Source organism: Streptomyces sp. NPDC000075, from assembly GCF_040301925.1.
Lineage (GTDB): Bacteria > Actinomycetota > Actinomycetes > Streptomycetales > Streptomycetaceae > Streptomyces > Streptomyces polychromogenes.
Genome location: NZ_JBEPFL010000017.1, coordinates 108,895 through 133,227, shown reverse-complemented (window position 1 = coordinate 133,227; position 24,333 = coordinate 108,895). Strand labels below are relative to the sequence as shown.

The 24,333-nt window shown below is 74.5% G+C and carries 20 protein-coding genes; 9 read left to right on the top strand and 11 right to left on the bottom strand.

What is annotated here, in order from left to right; all coding sequences use genetic code 11:
- Window positions 1–13 precede the first annotated feature (13 nt).
- The gene (gene lysA / locus ABT403_RS21015; protein ID WP_344150808.1) at window positions 14–1,348 is read left to right on the top strand and encodes a diaminopimelate decarboxylase; all 1,335 of its coding nucleotides are present in this window, start codon (window positions 14–16) and stop codon (window positions 1,346–1,348) included.
- 602 nt (window positions 1,349–1,950) lie between these two features.
- Window positions 1,951–2,586, top strand: a complete 636-nt coding sequence (locus tag ABT403_RS21010; protein ID WP_425580097.1) for a CatB-related O-acetyltransferase — start codon at window positions 1,951–1,953, stop codon at window positions 2,584–2,586.
- Window positions 2,587–2,593: 7 nt separating this feature from the next.
- Here the strand turns inward: ABT403_RS21010 and ABT403_RS21005 are convergent, their stop codons facing one another.
- The 3 genes from ABT403_RS21005 to ABT403_RS20995 all read right to left on the bottom strand — a co-directional run bounded on the left by ABT403_RS21005 (window position 2,594) and on the right by ABT403_RS20995 (window position 5,691).
- Window positions 2,594–3,784, bottom strand: a complete 1,191-nt coding sequence (locus ABT403_RS21005) for an acyl-CoA dehydrogenase family protein (RefSeq protein ID WP_344150802.1) — start codon at window positions 3,782–3,784, stop codon at window positions 2,594–2,596.
- Between the two features lie 171 nt (window positions 3,785–3,955).
- Window positions 3,956–4,792 carry a class II fructose-bisphosphate aldolase gene (locus ABT403_RS21000; protein WP_344150799.1) on the bottom strand — a complete coding sequence of 279 codons (837 nt, stop codon included), beginning with the start codon at window positions 4,790–4,792 and terminating at the stop codon, window positions 3,956–3,958.
- Window positions 4,789–5,691 carry an SIS domain-containing protein gene (locus ABT403_RS20995; RefSeq protein ID WP_344150796.1) on the bottom strand — a complete coding sequence of 301 codons (903 nt, stop codon included), beginning with the start codon at window positions 5,689–5,691 and terminating at the stop codon, window positions 4,789–4,791. The genes ABT403_RS21000 and ABT403_RS20995 overlap by 4 nt, the downstream gene beginning before the upstream one ends.
- A 177-nt stretch (window positions 5,692–5,868) precedes the next feature.
- On the opposite strand from ABT403_RS20995, the gene ABT403_RS20990 reads away from it, so the two are divergent.
- Window positions 5,869–6,648 carry a DeoR/GlpR family DNA-binding transcription regulator gene (locus tag ABT403_RS20990; RefSeq protein ID WP_344150793.1) on the top strand — a complete coding sequence of 260 codons (780 nt, stop codon included), beginning with the start codon at window positions 5,869–5,871 and terminating at the stop codon, window positions 6,646–6,648.
- 83 nt (window positions 6,649–6,731) lie between these two features.
- Here the strand turns inward: ABT403_RS20990 and ABT403_RS20985 are convergent, their stop codons facing one another.
- From ABT403_RS20985 to tdh, 3 genes are all read right to left on the bottom strand, one after another.
- Window positions 6,732–7,646: a LysR family transcriptional regulator gene (locus ABT403_RS20985; protein ID WP_344150790.1), complete on the bottom strand. Its 915-nt coding sequence runs from the start codon at window positions 7,644–7,646 to the stop codon at window positions 6,732–6,734.
- Window positions 7,647–7,658: 12 nt separating this feature from the next.
- Window positions 7,659–8,867 carry a glycine C-acetyltransferase gene (locus ABT403_RS20980; protein ID WP_344150788.1) on the bottom strand — a complete coding sequence of 403 codons (1,209 nt, stop codon included), beginning with the start codon at window positions 8,865–8,867 and terminating at the stop codon, window positions 7,659–7,661.
- Window positions 8,868–9,166: 299 nt separating this feature from the next.
- Window positions 9,167–10,195 (bottom strand): L-threonine 3-dehydrogenase, encoded by a 1,029-nt coding sequence (gene tdh / locus ABT403_RS20975; protein WP_344150785.1) that lies wholly within the window; start codon window positions 10,193–10,195, stop codon window positions 9,167–9,169.
- Between the two features lie 228 nt (window positions 10,196–10,423).
- On the opposite strand from tdh, the gene ABT403_RS20970 reads away from it, so the two are divergent.
- A complete protein-coding gene (locus tag ABT403_RS20970) occupies window positions 10,424–11,335 on the top strand; it encodes an alpha/beta hydrolase fold domain-containing protein (RefSeq protein WP_344150779.1) in 912 nt (303 codons plus the stop codon).
- 24 nt (window positions 11,336–11,359) lie between these two features.
- On the opposite strand, the gene ABT403_RS20965 is transcribed toward ABT403_RS20970, so the two are convergent.
- A complete protein-coding gene (locus ABT403_RS20965) occupies window positions 11,360–12,088 on the bottom strand; it encodes a class I SAM-dependent methyltransferase (RefSeq protein ID WP_344150776.1) in 729 nt (242 codons plus the stop codon).
- Between the two features lie 140 nt (window positions 12,089–12,228).
- On the bottom strand, window positions 12,229–13,146 hold the full coding sequence (locus ABT403_RS20960; RefSeq protein ID WP_344150773.1) for a LysR family transcriptional regulator: 918 nt from the start codon (window positions 13,144–13,146) through the stop codon (window positions 12,229–12,231).
- A gap of 203 nt (window positions 13,147–13,349) precedes the next feature.
- On the opposite strand from ABT403_RS20960, the gene ABT403_RS20955 reads away from it, so the two are divergent.
- Both ABT403_RS20955 and ABT403_RS20950 read left to right on the top strand, forming a co-directional pair.
- Window positions 13,350–14,762 (top strand): MFS transporter, encoded by a 1,413-nt coding sequence (locus ABT403_RS20955; RefSeq protein WP_425580096.1) that lies wholly within the window; start codon window positions 13,350–13,352, stop codon window positions 14,760–14,762.
- Between the two features lie 4 nt (window positions 14,763–14,766).
- Window positions 14,767–16,908 carry a PP2C family protein-serine/threonine phosphatase gene (locus ABT403_RS20950; RefSeq protein ID WP_344150770.1) on the top strand — a complete coding sequence of 714 codons (2,142 nt, stop codon included), beginning with the start codon at window positions 14,767–14,769 and terminating at the stop codon, window positions 16,906–16,908.
- Here the strand turns inward: ABT403_RS20950 and ABT403_RS20945 are convergent.
- On the bottom strand, window positions 16,905–18,218 hold the full coding sequence (locus ABT403_RS20945) for a serine hydrolase domain-containing protein (RefSeq protein WP_344150767.1): 1,314 nt from the start codon (window positions 18,216–18,218) through the stop codon (window positions 16,905–16,907). The genes ABT403_RS20950 and ABT403_RS20945 overlap by 4 nt on opposite strands.
- Before the next feature lie 438 nt (window positions 18,219–18,656).
- Here ABT403_RS20945 and ABT403_RS20940 point away from each other — a divergent pair, with 438 nt between their 5' ends.
- Complete coding sequence (locus ABT403_RS20940; protein WP_344150764.1) at window positions 18,657–20,066, top strand: APC family permease; 1,410 nt, start codon at window positions 18,657–18,659, stop codon at window positions 20,064–20,066.
- 69 nt (window positions 20,067–20,135) lie between these two features.
- Here the strand turns inward: ABT403_RS20940 and ABT403_RS20935 are convergent, their stop codons facing one another.
- Both ABT403_RS20935 and ABT403_RS20930 read right to left on the bottom strand, forming a co-directional pair.
- Complete coding sequence (locus ABT403_RS20935; protein WP_344150761.1) at window positions 20,136–21,923, bottom strand: glycoside hydrolase family 15 protein; 1,788 nt, start codon at window positions 21,921–21,923, stop codon at window positions 20,136–20,138.
- 100 nt (window positions 21,924–22,023) lie between these two features.
- Window positions 22,024–22,590: a DoxX family protein gene (locus ABT403_RS20930; protein ID WP_344150758.1), complete on the bottom strand. Its 567-nt coding sequence runs from the start codon at window positions 22,588–22,590 to the stop codon at window positions 22,024–22,026.
- 124 nt (window positions 22,591–22,714) lie between these two features.
- Here ABT403_RS20930 and ABT403_RS20925 point away from each other — a divergent pair, with 124 nt between their 5' ends.
- Complete coding sequence (locus ABT403_RS20925; protein ID WP_344150755.1) at window positions 22,715–23,179, top strand: MarR family winged helix-turn-helix transcriptional regulator; 465 nt, start codon at window positions 22,715–22,717, stop codon at window positions 23,177–23,179.
- 136 nt (window positions 23,180–23,315) lie between these two features.
- Window positions 23,316–24,323 (top strand): dihydroxyacetone kinase subunit DhaK, encoded by a 1,008-nt coding sequence (dhaK, locus tag ABT403_RS20920; RefSeq protein WP_344150752.1) that lies wholly within the window; start codon window positions 23,316–23,318, stop codon window positions 24,321–24,323.
- The last annotated feature ends 10 nt before the right edge of the window (window positions 24,324–24,333 follow it).

Sequence of the window (24,333 nt, the reverse complement as noted above, 5' to 3'; positions counted from 1 at the left end):
GGGAGGGACCGTCATGACCGTCGAAGTACTCCCCGAGGTCGCGGCCGGTGCCGACGACCTCTGCGTCTGGCCCGCCTCCACCGCCCGGCTCCCGCACGGCGGCCTCGCCGTCGGCGGGGTGTCGCTGGCGGAGGTAGCCCAGCGGTTCGACACCCCCGTCTACGTGCTGGACGAGGGCGAGGTGCGCGGCCGCTGCCGCACCTACCGGGACGCCCTCCCCGACGCCGAGGTGCTCTACGCCGCCAAGGCGTTCCTCTCCCGCGCGATGGCGCGCTGGGTACGAGAGGAGGGGCTGGGCCTGGACGTGTGCTCCGCCGGGGAGCTGGAGCTGGCCGTCACCTCGGGGTTCCCGCCCGAGCGCATCGTCTTGCACGGCAACGCCAAGTCCCCCCGGGACATCGCCTGCGCGCTACGGCTCGGGGTGGGGCGGATCGTCATCGACGGCACCTCGGAAATCGCCCGGATCGCGGCGGCCGTGGGCCCCGAGGGGCGCCAGCGGGTGCTGGTGCGGGTGGTGCCGGGCGTCGACGCGGGCGGCCACGAGAAGATCCGTACCGGTACGGAGGGCCAGAAGTTCGGGCTGTCCGCCGTGGACGGGAGCGCCCAGGAGGCCATAGCCCGGATCCTGGGCCAGCCCCGGCTCGAACTCGCGGGCCTGCACTGCCACATCGGCTCCCAGATCACCACCGTGGACCCCTACCTGGTGGCGCTGGGCCGCATGGTGGAGCTGATGGCCGCCGTGCACGAGGCGCACGGGGTCGTCCTGCCCGAGCTGGATCTGGGCGGCGGGCACGGCATCGCCTACCGGCCCGGCGAGCCGGCCCTCGATCTGACCGCGCTGGCGCGGGAGTTGCGTGCCGCGCTGGCGGGGCGCTGCGCGGCCGCCGGGCTGCCGGTGCCCCGGCTGACGGTCGAGCCCGGGCGGGCGATCGCCGGGCCGGCGGGGGTGGCCCTGTACCGGGTGCTCTCCGTCAAGCACTCCGGCGGGAGGGTGTTCGTGGCGGTGGACGGCGGGATGAGCGACAACCCCCGTCCGGCCCTGTACGGGGTGCGCTACGCGCCCCGGCTGGTGGGGCGGCGCTCGGCGGCGGGCTCCTGTACGGCCACGGTCGTCGGGCGGCACTGCGAGGCGGGGGACGTCCTGGCGGCCGACGCCGAGCTTCCGGCCGACGTCCATCCGGGCGACCTGCTGGCCGTCCCGGTGGCCGGCGCCTACCAGCTGTCCATGGCCTCCGGCTACAACATGGTCGGCCGGCCGCCGGTGGTCGCCGTCCACGAGGGCACGGCCCGGGTGCTGGTGAGGCGCGAGACGCTGGAGGACTTCCGGAGCCGGGACCTGGGCGGCTGAGCCGCCGCACTCCGCCGGGGGCACGTGAGCCGTCCGGTCCCGGCATCCCCACACCGGGGGCCGGACGGCTCATGTGGTGTGCGACGGGTACCGGCGCTCGATCGCCTCGATCCGGGCCCCCCACGGGCCGGATGCCGCGCCCTCGGACGGGTGCGATGCCCCGCCGTCGGCTGTGCGCCGCGGAACTGCCATTCCGCTCCGTCGCCCCTCCAGTCTGCTGCCGTCGCAGGCGCCCCCATGACCCCCTTGACGTGTTCCTTCCGTTTGTTCACCGATCCTTGACGCGCCCTTGATCTCCCCGTCGATCTCGCCGTCGCGATCCGCATCCCCCGCGGGCCCGGGCGCGCCGCAGCGCGGAAAGAGTCCGTCCGCTTCTCGCGGATCCCGATTGTGCGGTGCGCGGCACGGGGACCGCTTCTCCGCATCCTCGTAAAGGACTCTTTCCGCCCTTCCATGGAACCACCCCGGATCGGGCCCCGCCACGGCTGCCCGGCGCGGGCGGTCCGGGATCATGGGGACCCCCGTCCCCGTGGTCCCCGCACATCCTCCGGAGTGGTGCCGACGTGCTTCCCGAAGTCCCCGAGACCCCAGAAGTCCCCGAGATCCCCGACGCCTCCGTGCCGCACCCCGTACCCGGGCAGCCCCGGGTGGTCCTGCTGGCCCCGCTGGTGACGTCACCGCTGATCGAGGTCGGCGCGTACTCGTACTACGACGACCCGGACGACCCGACCGCCTTCGAGACCCGCAACGTGCTGTACCACTACGGGCCGGAGAAACTGGTCATCGGGAAGTTCTGTGCCCTGGGGACCGGCGTCCGGTTCATCATGAACGGCGCCAACCACCGCATGGACGGCCCCTCCACCTTCCCGTTCCCCATCATGGGCGGCGACTGGGCCCGGCACGTCGACCTGATCACGGGGCTGCCCGGGCGCGGCGACACGGTCGTCGGCCACGACGTCTGGTTCGGGCACGGGGTCACGGTCATGCCAGGGGTGCGCATCGGCCACGGCGCGATCGTCGCCGCCGGCTCGGTCGTGGTGGACGACGTCCCCGACTACGGCATCGCGGGCGGCAACCCGGCCCGCCTGATCCGCACCCGCCACAGCGCGCCCGACGTCGCCCGCCTCCTGGCCCTGGCCTGGTGGGACTGGCCCCTCGACCACCTCACCCGGCACGTCCGCACCGTGATGGCCGGCAGCATCGAGGACCTGGAGGCGGTCCGCCCGGGCTCCCCGTGAGGGTGCGTCAGCGGCGGACCCTCGGCATGCCCAGGCCGATCCAGGAGATGATCTCGCGCTGGATCTCGTTGTTGCCGCCGCCGAAGGTGAAGATGACGGCGCTGCGGTAGCCGCGCTCCAGTTCGCCGTGGAGGACCGCGCCCGCCGAGCCGTCCTTGAGGGCTCCCGCGGCGCCGACGACCTCCATCAGCCAGGCGTACGCGTCGCGGCGGGCCTCGGAGCCGTAGACCTTGACGGCGGAGGCGTCCTGGGGGGTGAGGGTGGCGGACTGGACGGCGTTCACCATCTGCCAGTTGAGGAGTTTCATCGCGTCCAGCCGGGCGTGGGTGCGGGCCAGGCGGCCGCGGACCCAGGACAGGTCGATGACGCGGCGGCCGTCGGCGAGCTTGGTCTCCGCGGCCCAGCGCTGGACGTCGTGGAGTGCGCGGATGGCCATCGTGCCGTGGGCGGCCAGGGTGACGCGTTCGTGGTTGAGCTGGTTGGTGATCAGGCGCCAGCCCTGGTTCTCCCGCCCGACGCGGCGGTTCGCGGGGACGCGGATGTCCTCGTAGTGGCTGGCGGTGGTGTCGTGCGAGGCCAGGGTGTTGATAAGGGTGCAGGAGTAGCCGGGGTCCGAGGTCGGGACCAGGAGCATGGTGATGCCCTTGTGCGCGGGGGCGTCCGGGTCGGTGCGGACGGCGAGCCAGACCCAGTCGGCGGTGTCGCCGTTGGTGGTCCAGATCTTCTGGCCGTTGACGACGTAGGTGCCGCTCTCCTCGTCGCCCTCGCGGGCGGCCTTGCACCGCAGGGCCGCGAGGTCGGTGCCGGCGTCGGGCTCGCTGTAGCCGATGGCGAAGTCGATCTCGCCGGAGAGGATCCTCGGGAGGAAGTACGCCTTCTGCTCGTCGGTGCCGAACTGCATCAGGGTCGGACCGACCGTGTTGAGCGCCATCAGCGGCAGCGGGACGACGGCCTGCGCGGCCTCGTCGAAGAAGATGAACTGGTCCATCGGGGACATGCCGCGCCCGCCGTACTCCTTCGGCCAGCCGACGCCGAGCCAGCCGTCCGCGCCGAGACGGCGGATGGTCTCGCGGTAGAAGCGCTTCTGCGCGGCCGGGTCCTCGTAGCGGGCGTAGACGTCCTGCGGGACGAGCTCGGCGAAGTAGGCACGCAGCTCGGCGCGCAACTGCTGCTGCTCGGGCGTGTATTCGAGGTGCACGGCCCCTCCGGGATCCTCGCGGTCCAGCCGGTCGCTGGGACGGCGGCGGTCAGAGTAGAACCCGTTACAGGAATAGGGAAGGGGCGGGCCCGCCTCCTGCCGGACGACGGTCCGGCAGGGGGCGGCCGGTGTCGGTCCGCCGCGCGGGAGGGGGCGTGAGGGGGCGGAGGGTCAGTTCAGTGCGGCGATCATGGCCTCGGCCGTCGCCGCCATCGCCGCCCGGGCGGCGGTGAGGTAGGGGCGGGGGTCGGCCTTCGTCAGATGGGTGCGGATGGCCTCGGTCATCGCCACGTTGAGCGCGGTGCCGATGTTGACCTTGCGGATGCCCCCGGCGACCGCCGCCGCGAGTTCCCCGTCCGGCAGTCCGGAGGAGCCGTGCAGCACCAGCGGCACCTCCACCGTCTTGGCCAGCCGCGCCAGCAGGGCGTGGTCGAGGGAGGCGGTCCTGCTGGTCATGGCGTGGGTGCTGCCGATGGCCACGGCCAGGGCGTCCACCCCGGAATCCGCGACGAACCGCCGGGCCTCGTCCGGGTCGGTACGGGCGCCGGGCGCGTGCGGGTCCGGCGGCGCGGCCCCGTTCTTGCCGCCGACCTCGCCGAGCTCCGCCTCGATCCACAGCCCGTTCGCGTGGGCCCAGTCGGCGGCGGACCGGGTGGCCTCCAGGTTCTCGGCGTAGGGCAGGTGCGCGGCGTCGTACATCACGGAGCCGTACCCGGCGTCGGCCGCCTGCCGCAGCAGGTCCGGGCTCTTGACGTGGTCGAGGTGCAGACCCACGGGCACCCGGGCGGCCTCGGCGCAGGCGGCCGCGGCCCGGGTGATGGGCAGCAGGGCCCCGCCCCGGAACCGCACGGCGTTCTCGCTGAGTTGGAGGATGACCGGCAGACCGGCCCGCTCGGCCCCCTCGACCACGGCTTCGGCGTGCTCCAGGGTGATCACGTTGAAGGCGGCGACGGCCCGTCCGGCGGCGGCCGCCCGCGCGACGAGGACCCCGGCGGGGGCGAGGCTCATCGGACCGCCTCCTCACCGCTGGTGAGGATCACGGACCGGGTGAGGTTGCGGGGCGCGTCCGGGTCCAGCTGCCGCACGCCGGCGACCGCCACGGCCAGCCGGTGTACCCGTACCAGTTCGGCGAGCGGGTCGAGCGTTCCGTCCACCCACTCGGCGCCCGTGCCCAGGACCTGCTCGGCGATGCCCGCGGGAGTGCCGCCCAGCGACCAGGTCACGGAGCCCGGGCCGGTGACGCTGACCGGCCCGTGCCGGTACTCCATCGCCGGATAGGCCTCCGCCCACGACAGGGAGGCCTCGCGCATCTTCAGGGCGGCCTCGTGGGCGAGGCCCACGCTCCAGCCCCGCCCGAGGAAGGTGAACTGCCCCCGGGCCTCCAGCCCGGCGGGCAGCGGCTCGGCCAGCGCGGCGCGGGCGTCGGCGACCACGGCCGGGGTGTGCGCGCCCACGTGGGCCCGGAGCAGGGTGAGGGCGGTGGTGGCGAAGCGGGTCTGGACGACGGACCGCTCGTCGGCGAAGTCCAGCACCACCAGCTCGTTCGCCAGCGTGGTCACGGGGGTCGCCGGGTCCCCGACGACGGCCGTGGCCGGGATCCCGGCCTCCCGCAGCCCGGACAGCAGGTCGAGCACCTCGGTGGTGGTCCCGGACCGGGTCAGCGCCACCACCCGGTCGTAGCGGCGGTGGCGGGGGAACTCCGAGGCGGGGAAGGCGTCCGTCTCGCCCTGCCCGGCCTCCTCCCGCAGGGCGGCGGCGGCCTGGGCCATGTAGTACGAGGTCCCGCACCCGACGATCGCGGTACGCTCCCCCGGCCTCGGCAGCACCGCCCGGTGGGCCGGGGCCAGTTCGGCGGCCCGTTCCCAGCTCTCGGGCTGCGTGGCCAACTCGTACGCGACGTGACTCATGCGGGCTCCCTGCGCGTTGGATGCGTCATCCTGGCGGTTCCTGCGTGCTGTTGCTGCGTGTTCCTGCAAGGTAGCGGGCCGTTTCGCGCAACTTCAAGCATCCACAGGGTGTTGGCCTCGGCTAATCTCAACGGCGGGGCCGGGGAAGGGTTCCGGGGACGACACGGGAGGGGTGCCATGACCCGTACGGAGCGCTGGCAGAGACTGCTGGACCTGCTGGTGGAGCGGGACGGGCTGGAGGTGGAACCGGCGGCGGAGGCCCTCGGGGTGTCCGCCGCGACCATCCGCCGCGACCTCGACCAGCTGGCCGAGCAGCAGCTCCTGGTGCGCACGCGCGGCGGGGCCGTACCGCACGGGGTCTCGTACGAACTCCCCCTGCGCTACCGGACCTCGCGGCGGGCGGCCGAGAAGCGGCGGATCAGCGAGGCGGTCGCCGCGCTGATCACCCCGGGCGAGGTGGTCGGCCTGACCGGCGGCACCACCACGACGGAAGTGGCCCGCGCCCTCGCGGCCCGGCCCGACCTGGCCGGCGGCTCCCCCGCGCTGACGGTGGTCACCAACGCCCTGAACATCGCGGGCGAACTGGTGATCCGGCCCCAGTTCAAGATCGTGCTGACGGGTGGGGTGGCCCGCCCCCAGTCCTACGAGCTGACCGGCCCGCTGGCCCAGCAGACGCTCGGACGGCTCACGGTGGACACGGCGGTGGTCGGCGTCGACGCCTTCGACCCGGCGGACGGCGCGGCCACCCGCCACGAGGACGAGGCGGCCGTCAACGCCCTGCTCTGCGAGCGGGCGCGCCGCGTGGTGGTCGCGGCGGACTCCACGAAACTGGGCGTCCGCGCCTTCGCCCGCATCTGCCCCACCACCACGGTCCACACCCTGGTCACGGACACCGCCCTCCCGGCCCCCCTGGCGGCGGCCTTCGAAGGGGCGGGCGTGGGGGTGCTGCGGGTGTAGCCGGTCCCCGCGCGCGGAGGCATCCCGGCGGGACGGCACCGGGCGGCGGGCCGTGGGTGCCGTGCGGGACTTTCACAACACCCCTAGCGGCCCGGGACCCGCTCCCCCTCACGGGACAGGGCCGCCAGGACCGGGGCGATCAGGGGGTGGGACTCCGCGCCGCGGCGGGTGGCGGCGAAGACGCGGCGGGTGGCGGAGGGGCCCGAGACCGGGTGGACGCGGACCTCCTTGAGGTCCATGCCGCGCAGGGCCGAGCGCGGGACCAGGGCCACCCCGGCGCCCGCGCCGACCAGGGCGGTCACCGCGCGGAAGTCGTCGGACGAGTGCACGAACCGGGGCTGGAAGCCCGCCAGTTCACAGGCCAGCAGGGTCACGTCGTGGCACGGGTTGCCCGGGTACTGGCCCACCCACTCCGCGTCGGACAGGTCCGCCAGGGCCACGGCGGGCAGGTCGGCCAGCGGGTGTCCCGCCGGCAGGACCGCGTCGAAGGGCTCCGCGTACAGCGGGATCACCGACAGGCGGCCGTCGTCGGCGCCCGGCGCGCCCCGGTACTCGACCGCGAGGGCCAGGTCCGCCTCCCCGTCGAGCAGCTGGAGCAGGCTCTGGTCGCCCTCGGCGTCGCGGACGCGGAGCCTGATGCCCGGGTGCTCCCGCGCGAGGCGGGCGATGGCGGGGGCCAGTACCTCGGCGATGCCGGTGGCGAAGGCGGCCACCGTGACCTCGCCGGCCGCGCCGCCCGCGTAGGCGGCGAGTTCGGCCTCGGCACGCTCCAGCTGGGCCAGTACCTCGTGGGTGTGGCCGAGGAGGATCTCCCCCGCCGCGGTGAGCCGTACCCCCCGGCCGCTGCGGTGGAGCAGGGTGTGGCCGGTCTCCTGTTCCAGAGCGGCGAGCTGCTGGGAGACGGCGGAGGGGGTGAGGTACAGGGCTGCGGCCGCGGCGGTCACCGTACGGTGGTCCGCCACGGCCCGCAGGACGCGCAGCCGGCGGGGGTCGATCACCCCTCCATGATGTCAGCCCTGAGCAGCGGAAAGCGCCGCGCGGGCGTCCACGAAGGCGGCCACCGCGCGCTCCACGTCGGCCGTCGAGTGGGCCGCCGAGAGCTGGACGCGGATGCGGGCCTGGCCCATGGGCACGACGGGGTAGGAGAAGCCGATCACGTACACCCCGCGCTCCAGGAGCAGCTCCGCCATGCGCGCCGCCTCGGCGGCGTCGCCGATCATGACGGGGGCGATGGCGTGGTCGCCGGGCAGGATCTGGAAGCCGGCCTCGGTCATCTTCGCGCGGAACAGCGCGGTGTTGGCCGCGAGGCGGTCGCGCAGGTCGCCCGCGGACTCCAGCAGGTCGAGGACCTTGAGGGAGGCGGCGGCGATGACCGGGGCGAGGGAGTTGGAGAAGAGGTACGGGCGCGAGCGCTGGCGCAGCAGCTCGACGATCTCGGCGCGGGCGGCGACGTAGCCGCCGGAGGCGCCGCCGAGGGCCTTGCCGAGGGTGCCGGTGATGATGTCGATCCGGTCCATGACGCCGTGCAGCTCGGGGGTGCCGCGGCCGCCGGGGCCGACGAAGCCGACGGCGTGGGAGTCGTCGACCATGACCATGGCGTCGTAGCGCTCGGCGAGGTCGCAGATCTCGGCGAGGGGGGCGACGTAGCCGTCCATGGAGAAGACGCCGTCGGTGACGATGAGCTTGCGGCGGGCGCCGCCCTCGGTGGCGGTCTTGAGCTGGGCTTCCAGGTCCGCCATGTCGCGGTTGGCGTAGCGGAAGCGGCGGGCCTTGGAGAGGCGGATGCCGTCGATGATCGAGGCGTGGTTGAGGGCGTCGGAGATCACCGCGTCCTCGGCGCCGAGGAGGGTCTCGAAGACGCCGCCGTTGGCGTCGAAGCAGGAGGAGTAGAGGATCGTGTCCTCCTGGCCGAGGAAGGCCGACAGGCGCGCCTCGAGCTCCTTGTGGACCTCCTGGGTGCCGCAGATGAAGCGGACCGAGGCCATGCCGTAGCCCCAGCGGTCGAGGGCGTCCTTGGCGGCGGCGACGACCTCGGGGTGGTCGGCGAGGCCGAGGTAGTTGTTGGCGCAGAAGTTCAGGACCTCGCCGGGGGCGCCGCCCGCGGTGACCGCGACGGCGGCGTTCTGCGGGGTGCCGATGACGCGCTCGGGCTTGTGCAGGCCGGCGGCGCGGATCTCGGCGAGGGTGGCTCGGAGGTCCTCGCGGACGGACTCGAACATGGTCGGTTCTCCTTGTGCGGTATGCCGTCCGGCGGACGGTAGGAGGGGGCCGGGCCCCGCGGAGGGGGGAGGGTGTGCGGGGCCCGGCCCGAGGGAGATGGTCGTGTGGCTGCCCGTTGCGCGCCGCCGCGACACGCGCGGCGGCGGGCGGAGCAGGGGTGTGGCGGCGTCCGGAGGGGCGGCGCAGGTGCCGCGCCCGGGCCGGCCCCGGCCGTGGCGGCCGCCCGCCCGGGCCCGCCCGGCGGGCGCCGGCCGGGGCCGTGCGGAGCGTGCGCCCGCCGCCGGGGGCCTACGTGGTCCTACTTCGTCCAGTCCAGGATGATCTTGCCGCTGCGGGCCGTGGAGGCCTCGTCGAAGGCGGCCTGGAAGTCGGTGTGCGAGTAGCGGCCGGTGATGACGGGGGTCAGGTCGAGCCCGCCCTCCAGCAGCACGGTCATCGCGTACCAGGTCTCGAACATCTCCCGGCCGTAGATTCCCTTGATGGTGATCATCGAGGTGACGACCTTGGCCCAGTCGACCGCGAACTCCTGCGCCGGCAGGCCCAGCATCGCGATCTTGCCGCCGTGCGTCATGTTGTCGATCATGTCGCGCATCGCCTCGGCGCGCCCGGACATCTCCAGGCCGACGTCGAAGCCCTCGCGCAGGCCCAGGCGGGTCTGCGCCTCGGCGATGGAGGACTCGGCGACGTTGACCGCGAGGGTGGCGCCCGCCTTGCGGGCGATCTCCAGGCGCTCGGGGCTGACGTCGGTGATGACCACGTTGCGCGCGCCGGCGTGCTTGGCGACGGCCGCCGCCATGATGCCGATCGGGCCCGCGCCGGTGATCAGGACGTCCTCGCCGACCAGCGGGAAGGACAGCGCGGTGTGCACGGCGTTGCCGAAGGGGTCGAAGATGGCGGCCACGTCGAGGTCGACCGGGGTGCGGTGCACCCAGACGTTCTGCGCGGGCAGGACCACGTACTCGGCGAAGGCGCCGTCGCGTCCGACTCCGAGCCCGATGGTGGAGCGGCACAGGTGGCGGCGGCCGGCCAGGCAGTTGCGGCACTTGCCGCACACCAGGTGGCCCTCGCCGCTGACCAGGGCGCCGACCTCGATGTCGCGGACGTCGGAGCCGAGCGCCGCGACCTCGCCGACGAACTCGTGGCCGAGGACGAGCGGGGTCTTGACGGCGCCCTGCGCCCAGCCGTCCCAGGCTCGGATGTGGAGGTCGGTCCCGCAGATTCCGGTGCGCAGCACCTTGATGAGCACATCGCCGGGGCCGTACTCGGGCTCGGGGACGTCCATGAGCCACAGGCCGGGTTCGGCTTTGTGCTTGACGAGTGCCTTCATGGGGGTGGCTCCAGGCGTGCGGAAGGAGGGGTCGCCGGGCCCGCTGGTGCGCGAGCGGCGTGTGACGGGCACCAATCTGCCGATCGGTGCGGTGATCAGTCCATCGAGACTTTCTTAAGCGGGTCGACAGCGCAGCTTCACGCCTATGCTCCTCCCTGGAACGGGGTAGGGCCCGGCCGGGGATCGCGTGAGCGGTCCGGGGCCGGGGTGAAAGGGGAGGTGAGCGGCGTGCCGAGTCTGCGCAGCAGGGCTTTGTCGGCCGCACTGGTCGCGACGGGCCGGCGAAGACGGTTCGCCACCGCGGAGGCGGTACGGGCGACGGTCGCGCAGGCGGCCCGCAGGCCCGCCTCGCACCTGCCGCCGCGTTCGCTGGGGCGGGTCGCCGAGGTGTCGCGGACCTTCGTGGGCGCCTGGCCGGTGTACGACGTCGCGCCGCTGGGGCAGGAGCCCGTGGCGCGGGTGCTGTACGTGCACGGCGGCGCGTTCATCAACGAGCTGGTGCGGCCGCACTGGTCGCTGATCCGCACCCTGGTCACGCGGGCCCGCGCCCGGGTGGTCGTACCGGCGTACGTGCTGGCCCCGCGCGGGACGGCCGACCGGACGGTGCCGGTCGCCACGGACCTGCTGAGCGGGCTGATCGCGAGCGGTGGCGCGGGCGGCACGGTGCTGCTCGGGGACTCCGCGGGGGCCGGGATGGCGCTGGCCGCCGCGCAGCGGCTGCGGGAGCGGACCGGTGCGCAGCCGTCGCGGATCGTGCTGATCTCGCCCTGGCTGGACGTGAGCATGAGCCATCCCGGGCAGGCGGCGATCGAGGCGGCGGACCCGGTGCTGGCCCGGCCGGGGCTGGCGGAGGCGGGCCGGCTGTACGCGGGCACGCTGACGGCGGACGATCCGCGGGTGAGCCCGCTGCACGGGTCGTTCGCGGGGCTGGCGCCGCTGACGGTGTTCACCGGGACCCGGGACGTGCTGACCACCGACAGCCGGGAGCTGCTGCGCCGGGCGCGGGAGGCCGGCGGGGAGGTGGAGTGGCACGAGGAGCCGGGCCTGCCGCACGGGTACCCGCTGCTGCCGGTGCCGGAGGGCCGGGCGGCCCGGGACCGGATCGTGGAGCTGGTGCGGGCGACGGCCGACGAGGAGTGAGCCCGGGCCACCGGGGGCCGGGCCCTATGCCGTGCAGGTCATGAGGGTGCTGACGGGCGCCGCGCGGTAGGCGGTCCAGTAGGCCTCGTCGCGCGCCGCGTCGGCGGGCGGGGTGCGGCTGGGCTGCCAGGCGACGGTGGAGAACCCGGCGTCGACGGCGGCTTCGGCGAAGTCGGCGTGCGCCCATTCGCGGTACTCGAAGTGGAGCGGCGGCTCGGTCAGGAACTGGGCCTTGAGCAGGGGTGCGTCGCCGTCCGGTACCCGGTCGAGGATGCGCATCCCGTACGGAGACCAGTCGACGCGCGGATAGGCGCCGGGGTTGCGGACGAGGGACAGCAGCCGGCCGCCCGGGCGCAGGTTGGCGCGGATGCCGCGGAACATGGCGTGCAGGGCGGCGCGGTCGGGGGCGTGGCTGAACGGGTAGACGGCGGTGACCAGGTCGAAGGGGCCGAGCGGGGGCAGGTCGGCGGCGTCGGCGACGACGTACTCGACGGCGGCCGTGCGTCCGTCCCGGTCGCCGTGCTGGCGCTCGCGGGCGCGGCGGACGCGGTCGGGGCAGTTGTCGACGCCGACGGTCCGCCGGGCGCCGCCGCCGGCGAGGAGTGCGGCGGTGCCTCCGTGTCCGCAGGCCACGTCGAGGGTGTCGAGGTCGCGGACCCCGCCGAGGGCGTCGAGGGCGGTGCGCAGGGTGTAGGCGTCGGCCGCGGTGAAGGCGGCCCGGGGCGCGGGGTGGCCGGTCGTGTCGTCGTGCATGCCGCCATGCCTCCCCGGCGGGGGCACGGGTGACGGCCGGTGCGGCGGGTGCGTCCCCCGTACGGGGGACGCGTTCGGGTCAGTGCGGCGGGTGGTGCGGGGCCGGGGGACGTTCCCGTCGGGCGGTCACGGCTTCGCGGTCACGGCTTCGCGGTGACGAGTTCGCGGGCGCGGGCGCGCAGCCAGGCGTGCGCGGGGTCGGCGTCGTGGCGGGGGTGCCAGGCGAGGCCGAACGGGAGCGGCGGGAGGTCCAGGGGGATCTCGAAGGTGACCAGGCCGAGCGCTTCGGCCTGGGGGACGGTCCGGGTGGCGATCAGGCCGATCAGGCCGGTATCGCGCAGGACGAACAGCGAGGCGGGGTAGGAGCCGATGCTGCCCACGACACGCCGGGACAGGCCCCGTTCGGCGAGGGCGGTGTCCACGGGCCCTTCCAGCCTGCCGCGCCGCGAGACGATCAGGTGCTCCCCGGCGGCGAACCGGCGGGCGGTGAGGCGGCCGCTCAGGAGCGGGTGTCCGGGGCGGACGACGCCGAGCATCCGCTCGTCGAAGAGGTGCTCGACGCGTACCTCGGGTGAACGGTTGTCGATGACGCCGATTTCCAGGTCCGCGACCCCTTCGCGCAGGGCGGGCACGTCGATGTGGCTCTCCGAGAGGAACCGGAGCCTGACGCCGGGCGCCTCGGCGGCCATCCGCCTAAAGAGGGTGGCGCCGTAGGAGGCGGCGAAGGAGTCGTGGGCCAGGACGGTGAAGCTGCGCTCCAGGGTCCTGAGGTCGACCTCGCCGCCGGTGAGGAACAGGGCCCGGGCCCGTTCGACGACGGAGCGGACCTCGCCCTGGAGGGAGAGGGCGTGGGGGGTGGGGACCATGGTGCGGCCGGCCCGGACCAGGACGGGGTCTCCGAGGGCCTTGCGGATGCGGCCGAGGGTGCGGCTCATGGCGGGCTCGGAGAGGTGGAGGCGGGCGGCGGCCCGGGAGACGCTCGACTCCTCCAGGAGGACGTCGAGGGCGAGGAGCAGGTTCAGGTCCAGGCCGGTGGATCCGGATTGCGTCACACGCATTCATCCCTTGCGGAAGTTGCACTGGAAAGCAGGTCGGGCCAACTCTACGGTGGTCGTGCGGGGGTTGATCTCCCCCGGTCACCACCACCGTCCACCGACTCCGAGGAGGAGCCGTGCTCCGCCATGCCCGCCCGCCGGCCCGGACCGGACCCGGCGGTCCGTCCGCCGCGGCCCCCGCTGCCGGGGGAGGTTCCGCTCCGGGACTGTCCGCTGCCGCCCGGCTCGTGCTCTACACGTGCGTGCTCATCGCCCAGGGGATGGTCGCCGCGGTCAACCTGCTGATCCCGCAGCTGGCCGCCTCCGCCCTGCACCCGAGCCCCGGCGAGCTGCTGTGGGCCGTCGACGCCTACGTGATCGTCTTCGCCGCCCTGCTGATCCCGGCCGGGGCCCTCGGCGACCGCTACGGCCGCAAGGGCGCCCTGCTGTCCGGGCTCGCCCTGTTCGCCGCGGGCGCGGCGCTCAGCGCGCCGGCCCGGGACCCGGCGGTGCTGATCGCCGGGCGCGGGCTGTGCGGGGCGGGGGCCGCGCTGATCATGCCGGCCACGATGTCCGTACTGGTCCACCTGACCCCGCCCGCGCGGCGCCCGCAGGCGCTGGCCACCTGGACGCTCTCCGCCGGCCTCGGGGGCCTGGCGGGCAACGTCGGCGGTGGTCTGGCCGGGGAGTTCCTGACCTGGCGGGCCCTGTTCTGGGCGGTCGTCCCGCTGGCGGCGCTGCTCGCCCTCGCGGTGGCCCGCGCGGTGCCCCGTACGGCTCCGCGCCCGGACGCGGCCGTCGATCCGCTGGGCGCGCTGATCCTCGCGGGGGCGCTGTTCTCGGTGGTCTACGGGATCATCGAGGGGCCCGCGTACGGCTGGTCCTCGGCGCAGGTCCTGATCGCCTTCGGGGCCGGGGCGGCGCTGCTGGCGGCGTTCGCCGGGTACGCCCTGCGGGCGGCCCGCCCGCTCCTCGACCCGCGGATCTTCGCCTCGCGCAGGCTGCGCGCGGGGGCGCTGGGGATCGGGGCCGCGTTCTTCGGGCTCTTCTCGCTGTTCTTCGTCAACGCCCAGTACCTGCAGTACGCGAAGGGCTTCTCGCCCGCCCAGACCGGCTTCGCGATCGTCCCGCTGACGGTGGGCATGGCGCTGGTGCCGCGCTTCGGCGCCCGGCTGCAGCAGCGGACCGGGCCCCGGCTGCCGGTGGGTCTGGGGCTGGTGCTGATCGCGTGCGGTCTGCTGCTGGTGTCCACCGTCGGCGCGCGGACCCCGTACCCGGTGTACGCCTGCTACCTGCTGGTCATGTCCGTGGGGACCGGGCTGTGCGCCCCCTCGCTGACGATGACGGTGGTGTCGGCCCTGCCGGCGCACCAGGCGGGGCTGGGGTCGGGGCTGAACACGGCCGCCCGGGAGATCGGCGCGGCGCTGGGCGTGGCGGTGGTCGGCACCGTGCTGGCCTCCCGGCTCCACGGCGGCCCGGCGGCGGGCGCCGTGCACGCGGCCGGCTTCACCGACGCCATGGGGGTGGCGCTGCGTACGGTCGCGGCGGTCCTGCTGGTCGCCTCGGCGGCGGTGGTGTCCGGCTTCCGGGAGCCGCGCGAACGCCGGAGTGCAGCGGCCGGGGGCCAGGGAGCATCCTGACCGTATGACGGCCAGACCGGACGGCGGCGGCCCGGCGTCCGACGCCGCGGGCCGGGTGCTCGCGCGGGCGACGGCGGGTGCCGTGCGGGCCCTCGGCGGGTACGCGGGCGGGGTCTACCTGCGCTCGGGCACCGAGGGGCTGCTGCGGATGGCGGCGGTGACGGGTCTGCCGGGGGCGCTGTTCCGGCCCTGGTGGCGGATCCAGGTGAACCGCCCCTACCCGGTGGCGGAGGCGTTCCGCAGCGGGCAGGCCGTCCACCTGCCGGACGGGGAGAGCACCGTGCGGCGCTTCCCGCAGCTGATGGCGGGGCTGCCGTTCCCGTTCGGGTCGCTGTACGAGCCGGTGGGCTGCGGGGAACAGCGGTTCGGGGTGCTGCTGGTGGTGCGTCCGGCGACCCCCGGCGTCCCGGTCGGGGCGGCCGACCGGGCGCGGATGCGGGAGGCCGCCGGGGATCTGGGGCGGGAGCTGGCCGGACTGACGGCCGCCGGGGATCCGGTGTGCTGGGAGGATGATCCGCTGTGCGTGCCCTGGCCGGTGGCGGGCGGGGGCGGTGCGGAGGCGGCGGAGCGGCTGTCGCTGGGGGTGCTGTCCGTGGACCGGCAGGGCGTCATCGGCTTCGCGAACGCGGCTGCGGGAACGCTGGCGGGGCTGCCCGCGGGGCGGCTGCCGGGGCGGGTGCTGTGGGAGGCTCTGCCGTGGCTGGGACACCCCGCGTACGAGGACCACTTCCGGGGGGCGTTCCTGTCCGGGGAGCCGGTCCGCTTCGACGCCCGGCGCGCGGCGGACGCGGATCCGGCGGCGCTGTCGGTGGTCCTGTATCCGGGGCCGTCGGGGGTGACGGTGACCCTGGAGGGGGCCGGGCGGCCCGTGTACCCGGCGGGTGAGGCGGCGGGGCCCGGGGGCGGGCCCGGGGAGCCGGCCGACCGGGCCTCGGCCCTGTACCGGCCGGTGGCCCTGGCGATCGCGCTGACCGAGGCGATGACGGCCCGCCAGGTGTCGGCGGTGGTCACGGAGGAGCTGCTGCCGGCGTTCGGGGGCCGGCAGCTGGCGATCTACCTGCTGGACGAGCGGCACCTGCACCTGGCCTGGGAGACCGGGTTCCCGCAGGGGTTCCTGGACCGCTTCGACGGGGTCTCGCTGGACGTGCGGCTGCCGGGCGTGGAGACGCTGACCTCGGGGCGGCCGCTGTTCTTCGAGTCCATGCAGCACCTGGCGTCGGCGTATCCGGGGATCCCGCTGGACGCCGACGTGGGCGCCCGCGCCTTCCTGCCGCTGATCGCCTCGGGCCGCCCGGTGGGCTCCTGCATCCTCGGCTTCGACGCGCCGCGCGGATTCAGCCGGGAGGAGCGTACGGTCCTCACCGCGCTGGCCGGGCTGATCGCGCAGGCCCTGGCCCGGGCTCAGCGCTACGACAGCGAGGCGGCGCTGGCCCGGGGGCTCCAGGCGGCGCTGCTGCCGCACCGGCTGCCGGCGACGGGGCGGGTGGCCACGGTGGGCCGTTACCTGCCCGGTTCGGCCGGGATGGACGTGGGCGGCGACTGGTACGACGTCATCGAGACGGCTCCGGGCCGGCTGGCCCTGGTCATCGGGGACGTCCAGGGGCACGGGGTGGCGGCGGCCGCGACCATGGGCCAGCTGCGCAGCGCGGTACGGGCGTTCGCGCTCGGCGGGAACACCCCGGAGCAGGTGGTGCGGGGCACGAACCGGCTGCTGATCGACCTGGACCCGGGTCAGTTCGCCAGTTGCTGCTACGTCCTGCTCGACCCGGCGACGGGCCGTGCCCTGGCGGCCCGCGCCGGGCATCCGCAGCCGCTGCTGCGCCGCGCGGACGGCCGCGCCGAGGTGCTGGACCTGACGGGCGGGGTAGTCCTGGGCGTCGATCCGGGGGCCGCCTACCCGCAGACGGAGCTGCTGCTGGAGCCGGGCGGGGTGCTGGCCCTGTACACCGACGGGCTGGTGGAGGTGCCGGGCGCGGACATCGACGAGGGCGTGGAGCGGCTGCGGGCCGCCCTGGCCGCCGCCCGGCCGGCCCCGCTGACGGAGACGGCCGACCGTCTGGTGGCGGTGGCGGGCGGCCAGGCCGACCGCCCGGACGACATCGCCCTCCTGCTGGCCTCCCGCACGGGCACCGCGGACACCGGCTAGCGGTGGAGCCCCCTGAAGGGGAGGGAGTCCAGGGGCTCGGGGAGGGGCCGCGGGGCGGCGGCCGTGCGGGCGGCGTCGGCGGCCGGGCACAGGGCGCGGATCGCGAAGGCGCCCCGGGCGGCGTCGGCGGGGTGCGGGACCGGCTTCCCCTCGGCGTCGAAACGCTCGTACTTCATCAGGTTGTGGCCCGCCGCGTACTGCCGGGTGCCGTCGGCGGTGGTCATGGCTTCGGTGCCGGCGCCGAAGACGGCCCCGTTGTGGCCCCAGGCCGGCCCGCAGGGCGTTTCCACGGAGAACACGCCCAGCCCGTAGCGCATGGCGACGGCGCCGGTCTCGTCCTTGACCGGCACGGTGGTCCGCATCTGGTCCAGCTGTTCCGCGGGCAGCAGGCGGCCCTGGAACAGGGCCCGGTAGAAGGCGGTCAGGTCGTCCGTGGTGGAGACGAGCGCGCCGGCCGTTCCGGCCCAGGTCATGTTGTAGTCGGCGTAATCACGCGGCGGGTCGATGAGCCCGTACCAGTTCTCGTACATCCGGGCGTGGGGGCCCTTGATCCGCGCCTCGGTGCCGGGGAAGTAGGTGTCCCGCAGCCCGGCCCGGCGGATCACGTCCCGGGTGATGACCTTCTCGGGGTCCTCCCCGGTGACCTGGCGCAACACCTCGCCCAGCAGCACGTAGTTGGTGTTCGAGTACGACCAGTCCGAGCCCGGCTCGAAGAGCTGCGGCTGGGACGTGCCCAGGGCGATGAGCCGGCCGGGGGTGATGCTGCGGTAACGGAACTCGTCCAGGCTCCTCGTCGAGCCCTCCTTGAGGGACGGGAAGGCCTCGGCGGCGTAGTCGGCGATCCCGCTGGTGTGGTTCAGCAGCATCCGCACGGTGACCTTGTGGCCGCGCTCCCCCGGCAGCAGGCCGGGGACGTAGTCGGCGACGGGCCGGTCGAGCCCGATGCGGCCCCGGGCGCTCTGCTGGAGTACGGCGACGGCGGTGAAGGACTTGGTGATGCTGCCGACCCGGTGGCGCATGCCCGGGGTGGTGGGGCGGCCGGTGTCCCGGTCGGCGACGCCGGTGGCCCCGTTCCAGCGGGCGCGCCCGTCGCGGACGGTGGCGTACGCCCCGTAGACGCCGGCCTCGTGCACGGCGTCCAGCGCCTTGGCGAGGGCGGCGCGGTCGATGCCGTCGGCGGCGGCGGAGGACTCCGCGGGGGGCACGGTGGCCGCCTGTGCCGGAGCGCCGGCGAGCAGGGCCAGGGTGACGGCCGCGGCGGCCGCGGCTCCCCGTAAGCGGCGGTTGCGGTGCTGCTGCGCGAACTGCACGTGGGTCTCCCCCGGGTCGGGCGGCCGGTCAGGGGCCGCCAAGTGATCTTGTGGGCTCGATTCTGTCGGGGCGGGCGCGGGCCCCCATCGTCCGGACGGACGATCCCGGCGCTTGGCACATACGCCCGCAGGAGCAGACGTATCTCCACCCCTGGGACGTCTTGACATCGTGCAAAGCGGAAGGAAATTCATTCGATCTCCCTTCGGTTCCCGCACCGCTCGAACGGTCAGCGTTTACGCGGCCTTAACACTCGGATCGGCGGCACCGAGGCCCCGCGCACGATGGAATCCGCAGGTGGACATCTATTGACCTGCGGATGTCGTCGAGTTTCCATATCGGCCACGGGAGCCACCCAGCAGAAGTGCCCACCACCGCCCCGGAGGCGATACCGCTCCCGCACCCCCTCTTCGCAACTGCCGATCGGAATTGCCGCACCGATGACTGAAACGATCAGCGCTCCCCAGGCGCTCGCCCCCGCCACCGGGCCCACCCCCCAGAAGCTCAAGCGCTCCATCGGCGTCGTCGGAGGAACCCTGCTCACGCTGTCGTGCGTGACGCCCGCCTCGACCCTGTTCGTCGTCGTGCCCGATCTCTTCTCCAGCCTCGGCACCTGGACCGCCCTGACGATCGCGATCGGCTCGCTGCTCTGTATCGGCGTGGCGTTCTGCTACTCGGAGCTGGGCACCCTGATCCCCAGCGCGGGCGGCGAGTACGCGATGGTCTCCACCCTCGCGGGCCGGCTCGCGGGCTGGCTGGTGTTCGTACTGTCCCTGCTCGTGGTGATGATCGTGCCCCCGGTGATCGCCATGGGCACCGCCGACTACCTGGCCCCCGTGGTGCACATACCGGCCCCGGTGGCCGGCGGCGCGGTGATGCTGCTCGCGACCCTCGCCGGTCTGCTGGACCTGCGGGCCAACGCCTGGATCACCGGCATCTTCCTCGTCCTCGAGGTGGTCGCGGCCGCACTCGTGGCCGTACTGGGCTTCGCCCACGGCGAGCGGGGCGCCGGCGCGCTGGTGCACGGCACGGTGGCCGCCGAGGGCGGCGGCACCTCCACGGTGACGGCGATGATGGTGGTCTCCGGGCTGGCGATCGCGCTGTTCATCACCCAGGGCTTCTCCACGGCCGTCTACCTCTCGGAGGAGCTGGAGAAGCCGCGCCGCAACGTCCCTCGGACCGTGCTCGCCACGCTCGCCATCTCCACCGCCGTCATCCTGGTCCCGGTCATCGCGATCACCCTGGGCGCCCCGGACCTGGACGCGCTGACCTCCGGCGACCTCGGCGCGATGGTGACCGCCTGGTCGAACTCGGCCGTCGGCACCTTCGTCAGCCTCTGCGTGGCCCTCGCCATCATCAACGCGGGCATCGTCATGGTCATCCAGAACTCCCGGGTGCTCTTCGCCTCCGCCCGCGACAAGGCCTGGCCCGAGCCGGTCAACCGCGGCCTGTCCCGGCTCGGCCGCTTCGGCTCCCCGTGGGTGGCCACCCTGCTGGTGGGCCTGCCGGGCGCGGCGATGTGCTTCGTCAACCTGGACACCCTGTACGGGGTGACCGGCGTGTCGGTGACCGGCATGTACCTGCTGGTCGCGGTGGCGGCGCTGTTCAGCCGGCGCGGGGCGCACCGTGAGGCGGCCGCCTGGCGGATGCCGCTGTGGCCGGCCGTGCCGATCGCGCTGATCGCCGTCCTGGCGTACATCCTGACCCAGCAGGAGACCGAGTACCTGCTGTGGACCGGCGGCATCACCGCCGTCGCCACCCTCTACTGGGCCCTGTACCTGCGGCCGCGCAAGGACACGCGCTGGCTGGTCAGCATCCCGGAGGACGCCGAGGAGCCGGAGCAGGCGTAACCGCCGGCCCGGACCAGCGCCCCGTGGGGCCGTCGCACCGTGCGGCGGCCCCACGGGCGTTCCCCGGGGTCAGGCGTCGCCCGCGCCGAGGGTGAGGGCGGTGTTCACCAGGCCGATGTGGCTGAAGGCCTGGGGGAAGTTGCCGAGCTGGCGGCCGCTCGCGGGGTCGTACTCCTCGGCTAGCAGCCCCACGTCGTTGCGGACGTCCAGGAGGCGTTCGAAGAGGGCGCGGGCCTCTTTGGTACGGCCGGTGAGGTGGAGGGCGTCCGCCAGCCAGAAGGAGCAGGCCAGGAAGGCCCCTTCGTCGCCGGGCAGTCCGTCGACGGAGGGGCCCTCGGTGCTGTAGCGGCGGACCAGGCCGCTGCTGCCGAGCTCGGCCCGTACGGCGTCGACGGTGCCGATCACGCGCGGGTCGTCGGGGGGCAGGAAGCCGACGCGGGGGATGAGCAGGGTCGCCGCGTCCAGTTCGCGCGATCCGTAGTACTGGGTGAAGGTGCCCCGGACGGGGTCGTAGCCGTGCTCGCAGACGTCGCGGTGGACCTCCTCGCGCATGGTCCGCCAGCGCTCCACGTCGCCGGGCATGTGGGGGGCGGCCTCCAGGGTCCGTACGGCCCGGTCGGCGGCCACCCAGGCCATCACCTTGGAGTGGGTGAAGTGGCGGCGCGGGCCGCGCACCTCCCACAGGCCCTCGTCGGGGCGGCGCCAGTTGTCCTCCAGGAAGTCGAGCAGGGCGAGCTGGATCTTCCAGGCGTGCCGTTCCGAGGCCAGTCCGGTGGACCGGGCCAGGTACAGGGAGTCGAGGACCTCGCCGTAGACGTCGAGCTGGAGCTGGTCCACGGCGGCGTTGCCCACGCGGACGGGCGCGGAGCCCTCGTACCCGCGCAGCCAGGGCAGTTCCGTCTCGGGGATGCGGCGCTCGCCGCCGATCCCGTACATGATCTGGAGGTCGGCCGGGTCGCCGGCGACGGCGCGCAGCAGCCAGCCGCGCCAGGCCCGGGCCTCGTCGCGGAAGCCGGTGCTCAGCAGGGCGCCGAGGGTCAGGGTGGCGTCGCGGAGCCAGCAGTAGCGGTAGTCCCAGTTGCGGACGCCGCCGAGTTCCTCGGGCAGGGAGGTGGTGGCGGCCGCGGCGATGCCGCCGGTGGGGGCGTAGGTGAGGGCCTTGAGGGTGATGAGGGAGCGGGTGACGGCCTCCTCGTAGGGGCCGCGGTAGCCGCACTGGGCGGACCAGTCCCGCCAGTCGGCGAGGCTCTGCTCCAGGGCCTCGTACGGGTCGACGCGCGCGGGGCGCGGTTCGTGCGAGGGGTGCCAGGTGAGGACGAAGGCGACCTTCTCGCCGGGGCCGACGGTGAACTCGGAGCGGGTGCTGTTGGCCTCGCCCCAGGTGCGGACGGCGGGCTCGCTGCGGAACCAGACCGAGTCCGGTCCGGCGACGGCGACGCGGTCGCCCTCGCTGCGCCGGACCCAGGGGACGACGTGGCCGTAGTCGAAGCGCAGGCGCAGGGTGCTGCGGACGGTGACGTGGCCGGAGATCCCCTCGACGACGCGCATGACGTCGGGGGCGGTGTCGCGCTGGGGCATGAAGTCGGTGACCTTGACGGTGCCCTCGCCGGTCTCCCAGAAGGACTCCAGGACCAGTGAGCCGTCGGCGTACGCCCGGCGGGTGCAGCGCTCGCCGTCGGCGGCGCCGGCCGGGGCGATCGTCCAGTGGCCGTTCTCCCGGTCGCCGAGGAGGGCGGCGAAGCAGGCGGCGGAGTCGAAGCGGGGCAGGCACAGCCAGTCGATGGACCCGTCGCGGCCTACCAGTGCGCTGGTCATGAGGTCGCCGATGAGTGCGTAGTCTTCGATGGGTTGTGTCATTCCTCCGCTGTTCCCCCGATTTCCCGGGGTCAATCAGCCGGCCGGAACGGGGTGGCGGCGCGGGCCGTCCCCGCCGCCGGGGCGGGGACGGCCGGGGCGGTCAGCTCCGCACGAGGAGGGTGACGGCGGCGAGGACCAGGCCGAGGGCGAGGGCCGAGGCGCCCACCGACGGGCGGGGGTCGCGCAGCGCCGGCAGCGGCAGGGCGCGGTCCAGGGCGTAGCGGCCGGGGCCGGTGAGGGTGAGGGCCGCGGCGGCCGCCGCGAGGAGGAGTTCGTACTCCATGCCCTTGGGGGCGAAGAAGGCCCCGGCGCCGTGGACGGCGAGGGCGTTGATCATCGTGCCGGTGACGGCGGCGCCGGCGAGCGGGGTGAGCAGGCCGGCGGCGAGGCCGAGGCCGCCCAGGGTCTCGGTCAGGCCGGCGAGGGCGGCCATGGCGTCGCCCGCCGGGTAGCCGACGGAGGTGAAGAACTGGCCGGTGCCGCTGATCCCGCCGCCGCCGAACCAGCCGAAGAGCTTCTGGACGCCGTGGCCGGCGACGGTAAGGCCGAGGACGAGGCGCAGCAGGAGCAGGCCGGCGTCGCGGCCCGCCGTGGAGGGGGCGGGGGTGGCGGAGACGGCCAGTGCCGTGGCCGGGGCCTTCGTCGCGGTGGCGGAGGCGCTGGTCATGGGGGTTTCCTTCCGGTCGGGGCGGCCCGGGGAGTGGTTCGGCGAGCTGGTTGTTCAAATTCGAACCGCCGACGCCGAGACTAACCAGTGATTCAAATTCGAACAACTCGTGTACCCTGGCGGCATGGACGGCACGAGATGGCTCGACGAGCGCGAGATGCGGGCCTGGAGGGGCTTCCTGGCCGCTTCCGCCCTGGTGAACCGGCATCTCGATCAGCAGCTCAAGGACGATTCCGGACTCTCCCACCCCCAGTACGAGATCCTCGTGCGGCTCGCCGCCGCGCCCGGCGGCGAGCTGCGCATGACGGAACTCGCCAACGGACTGATCAACTCCAAGAGCGGGCTCACCTACCAGGTCACCCAGATGGAGAAGGCCGGGCTGGTCCGCCGCCGCAGCTGCCCCTCCGACGTGCGCGGGGTCTTCGCCGTCCTCACCGACGCGGGCCGGGCCCGGCTGGAGGCGGCGGCGCCCGGCCACGTGACGGCCGTCCGGGCGGCCCTCGTCGACGTGCTCACCCCCGAGCAGCTCGACGCGCTGGCCGAGGGCCTCGGCGAGGTCAGCCGCCGGCTGCGCGAGCGGGACGGCTGACACCGGGCTCCCGGTACGCACGGCCGATCCGCCGTCCTCCTGGCCGTTCCTCCCCTGATCCGGCGTCCGGCCGTGGTTGACTTCGAGACCCCGGCCGCCAACGGGGCCGGACGGCCGCGCCACCTGGGAGGCAGTTTTGAGGATGCTCATCAACTCCGCGGACACCGTAGTCGCCGACGCGCTGCACGGGATGGCGGCCGCCCATCCCGACCTCGACGTGGACGTGGAGCGGCGGGTGGTCGTACGGCGCGACGCGAAGAGCGGCGGCCGGGTCGGCCTGGTCTCCGGCGGCGGCTCCGGGCACGAGCCGCTGCACGGCGGGTTCGTGGGGTACGGGATGCTCTCGGCCGCCTGCCCCGGCGAGGTGTTCACCAGCCCCGTGCCGAACCAGATGCTGCACGCGGCCGGCGCGGTCGACGCCGGGCAGGGCGTCCTGTTCGTCGTCAAGAACTACACCGGGGACGTGCTCAACTTCCAGATGGCGGCCGAGCTCGCCGAGGAGGACGGGCTGCGCGTGGAGAGCGTCCTCGTCAACGACGACGTCGCCGTCACGGACAGCCTGTACACGGCCGGACGGCGCGGTACGGGCGCCACCCTGTTCGTGGAGAAGATCGCCGGGGCGGCCGCCGAGGAGGGTGCGCCGCTGGACCGGGTCGCGGCGCTGGCCCGGCGGGTCAACGAGAGCTCCCGCAGCTTCGGCGTCGCGCTCAGCGCCTGCACCACCCCCGCCAAGGGCAGCCCGACCTTCGAACTCCCGGACGGGGAGCTGGAGCTGGGGATCGGCATCCACGGGGAACCGGGCCGGGAGCGGCGGGCCATGATGACCTCACGGGAGATCGCGGAGGTGGCGGTGGGCGCGGTCCTCGACGACCTCGCGCAGACGGGCGGTCCGGCGGACGGTCCCGTCCTGGCCCTGGTCAACGGGATGGGCGCGACGCCGCTGCTGGAGCTGTACGGGTTCCACGCCGAGGTGTCCCGGCTCCTGACGGCGCGCGGGGTCACGGTGGCCCGCGCCCTGGTCGGGAACTACGTCACCTCCCTCGACATGGCGGGCTGTTCGGTGACGCTGTGCCGGGCGGACGAGGAGCTGCTGAGGCTCTGGGACGCCCCGGTCCAGACCCCGGCCCTGCGCTGGGGCCGCTGAGCGGGCGGGG

Bases quoted from the DNA above. Each gene is read 5' to 3' on its own strand.
- ABT403_RS20930 (WP_344150758.1), bottom strand. From the start codon at position 22,590: ATGACCAGCGCCTCCGCCACCGCGACGAAGGCCCCGGCCACGGCACTG.
- ABT403_RS20995 (WP_344150796.1), bottom strand. From the start codon at position 5,691: ATGAGTCACGTCGCGTACGAGTTGGCCACGCAGCCCGAGAGCTGGGAA.
- ABT403_RS20980 (WP_344150788.1), bottom strand. From the start codon at position 8,867: ATGTTCGAGTCCGTCCGCGAGGACCTCCGAGCCACCCTCGCCGAGATC.
- lysA (WP_344150808.1), top strand. From the start codon at position 14: ATGACCGTCGAAGTACTCCCCGAGGTCGCGGCCGGTGCCGACGACCTC.
- ABT403_RS20960 (WP_344150773.1), bottom strand. From the start codon at position 13,146: ATGCGTGTGACGCAATCCGGATCCACCGGCCTGGACCTGAACCTGCTC.
- ABT403_RS20950 (WP_344150770.1), top strand. From the start codon at position 14,767: ATGACGGCCAGACCGGACGGCGGCGGCCCGGCGTCCGACGCCGCGGGC.
- ABT403_RS21000 (WP_344150799.1), bottom strand. From the start codon at position 4,792: ATGAGCCTCGCCCCCGCCGGGGTCCTCGTCGCGCGGGCGGCCGCCGCC.
- ABT403_RS20935 (WP_344150761.1), bottom strand. From the start codon at position 21,923: ATGACACAACCCATCGAAGACTACGCACTCATCGGCGACCTCATGACC.
- tdh (WP_344150785.1), bottom strand. From the start codon at position 10,195: ATGAAGGCACTCGTCAAGCACAAAGCCGAACCCGGCCTGTGGCTCATG.
- ABT403_RS20940 (WP_344150764.1), top strand. From the start codon at position 18,657: ATGACTGAAACGATCAGCGCTCCCCAGGCGCTCGCCCCCGCCACCGGG.
- ABT403_RS20965 (WP_344150776.1), bottom strand. From the start codon at position 12,088: ATGCACGACGACACGACCGGCCACCCCGCGCCCCGGGCCGCCTTCACC.
- ABT403_RS20990 (WP_344150793.1), top strand. From the start codon at position 5,869: ATGACCCGTACGGAGCGCTGGCAGAGACTGCTGGACCTGCTGGTGGAG.
- ABT403_RS20925 (WP_344150755.1), top strand. From the start codon at position 22,715: ATGGACGGCACGAGATGGCTCGACGAGCGCGAGATGCGGGCCTGGAGG.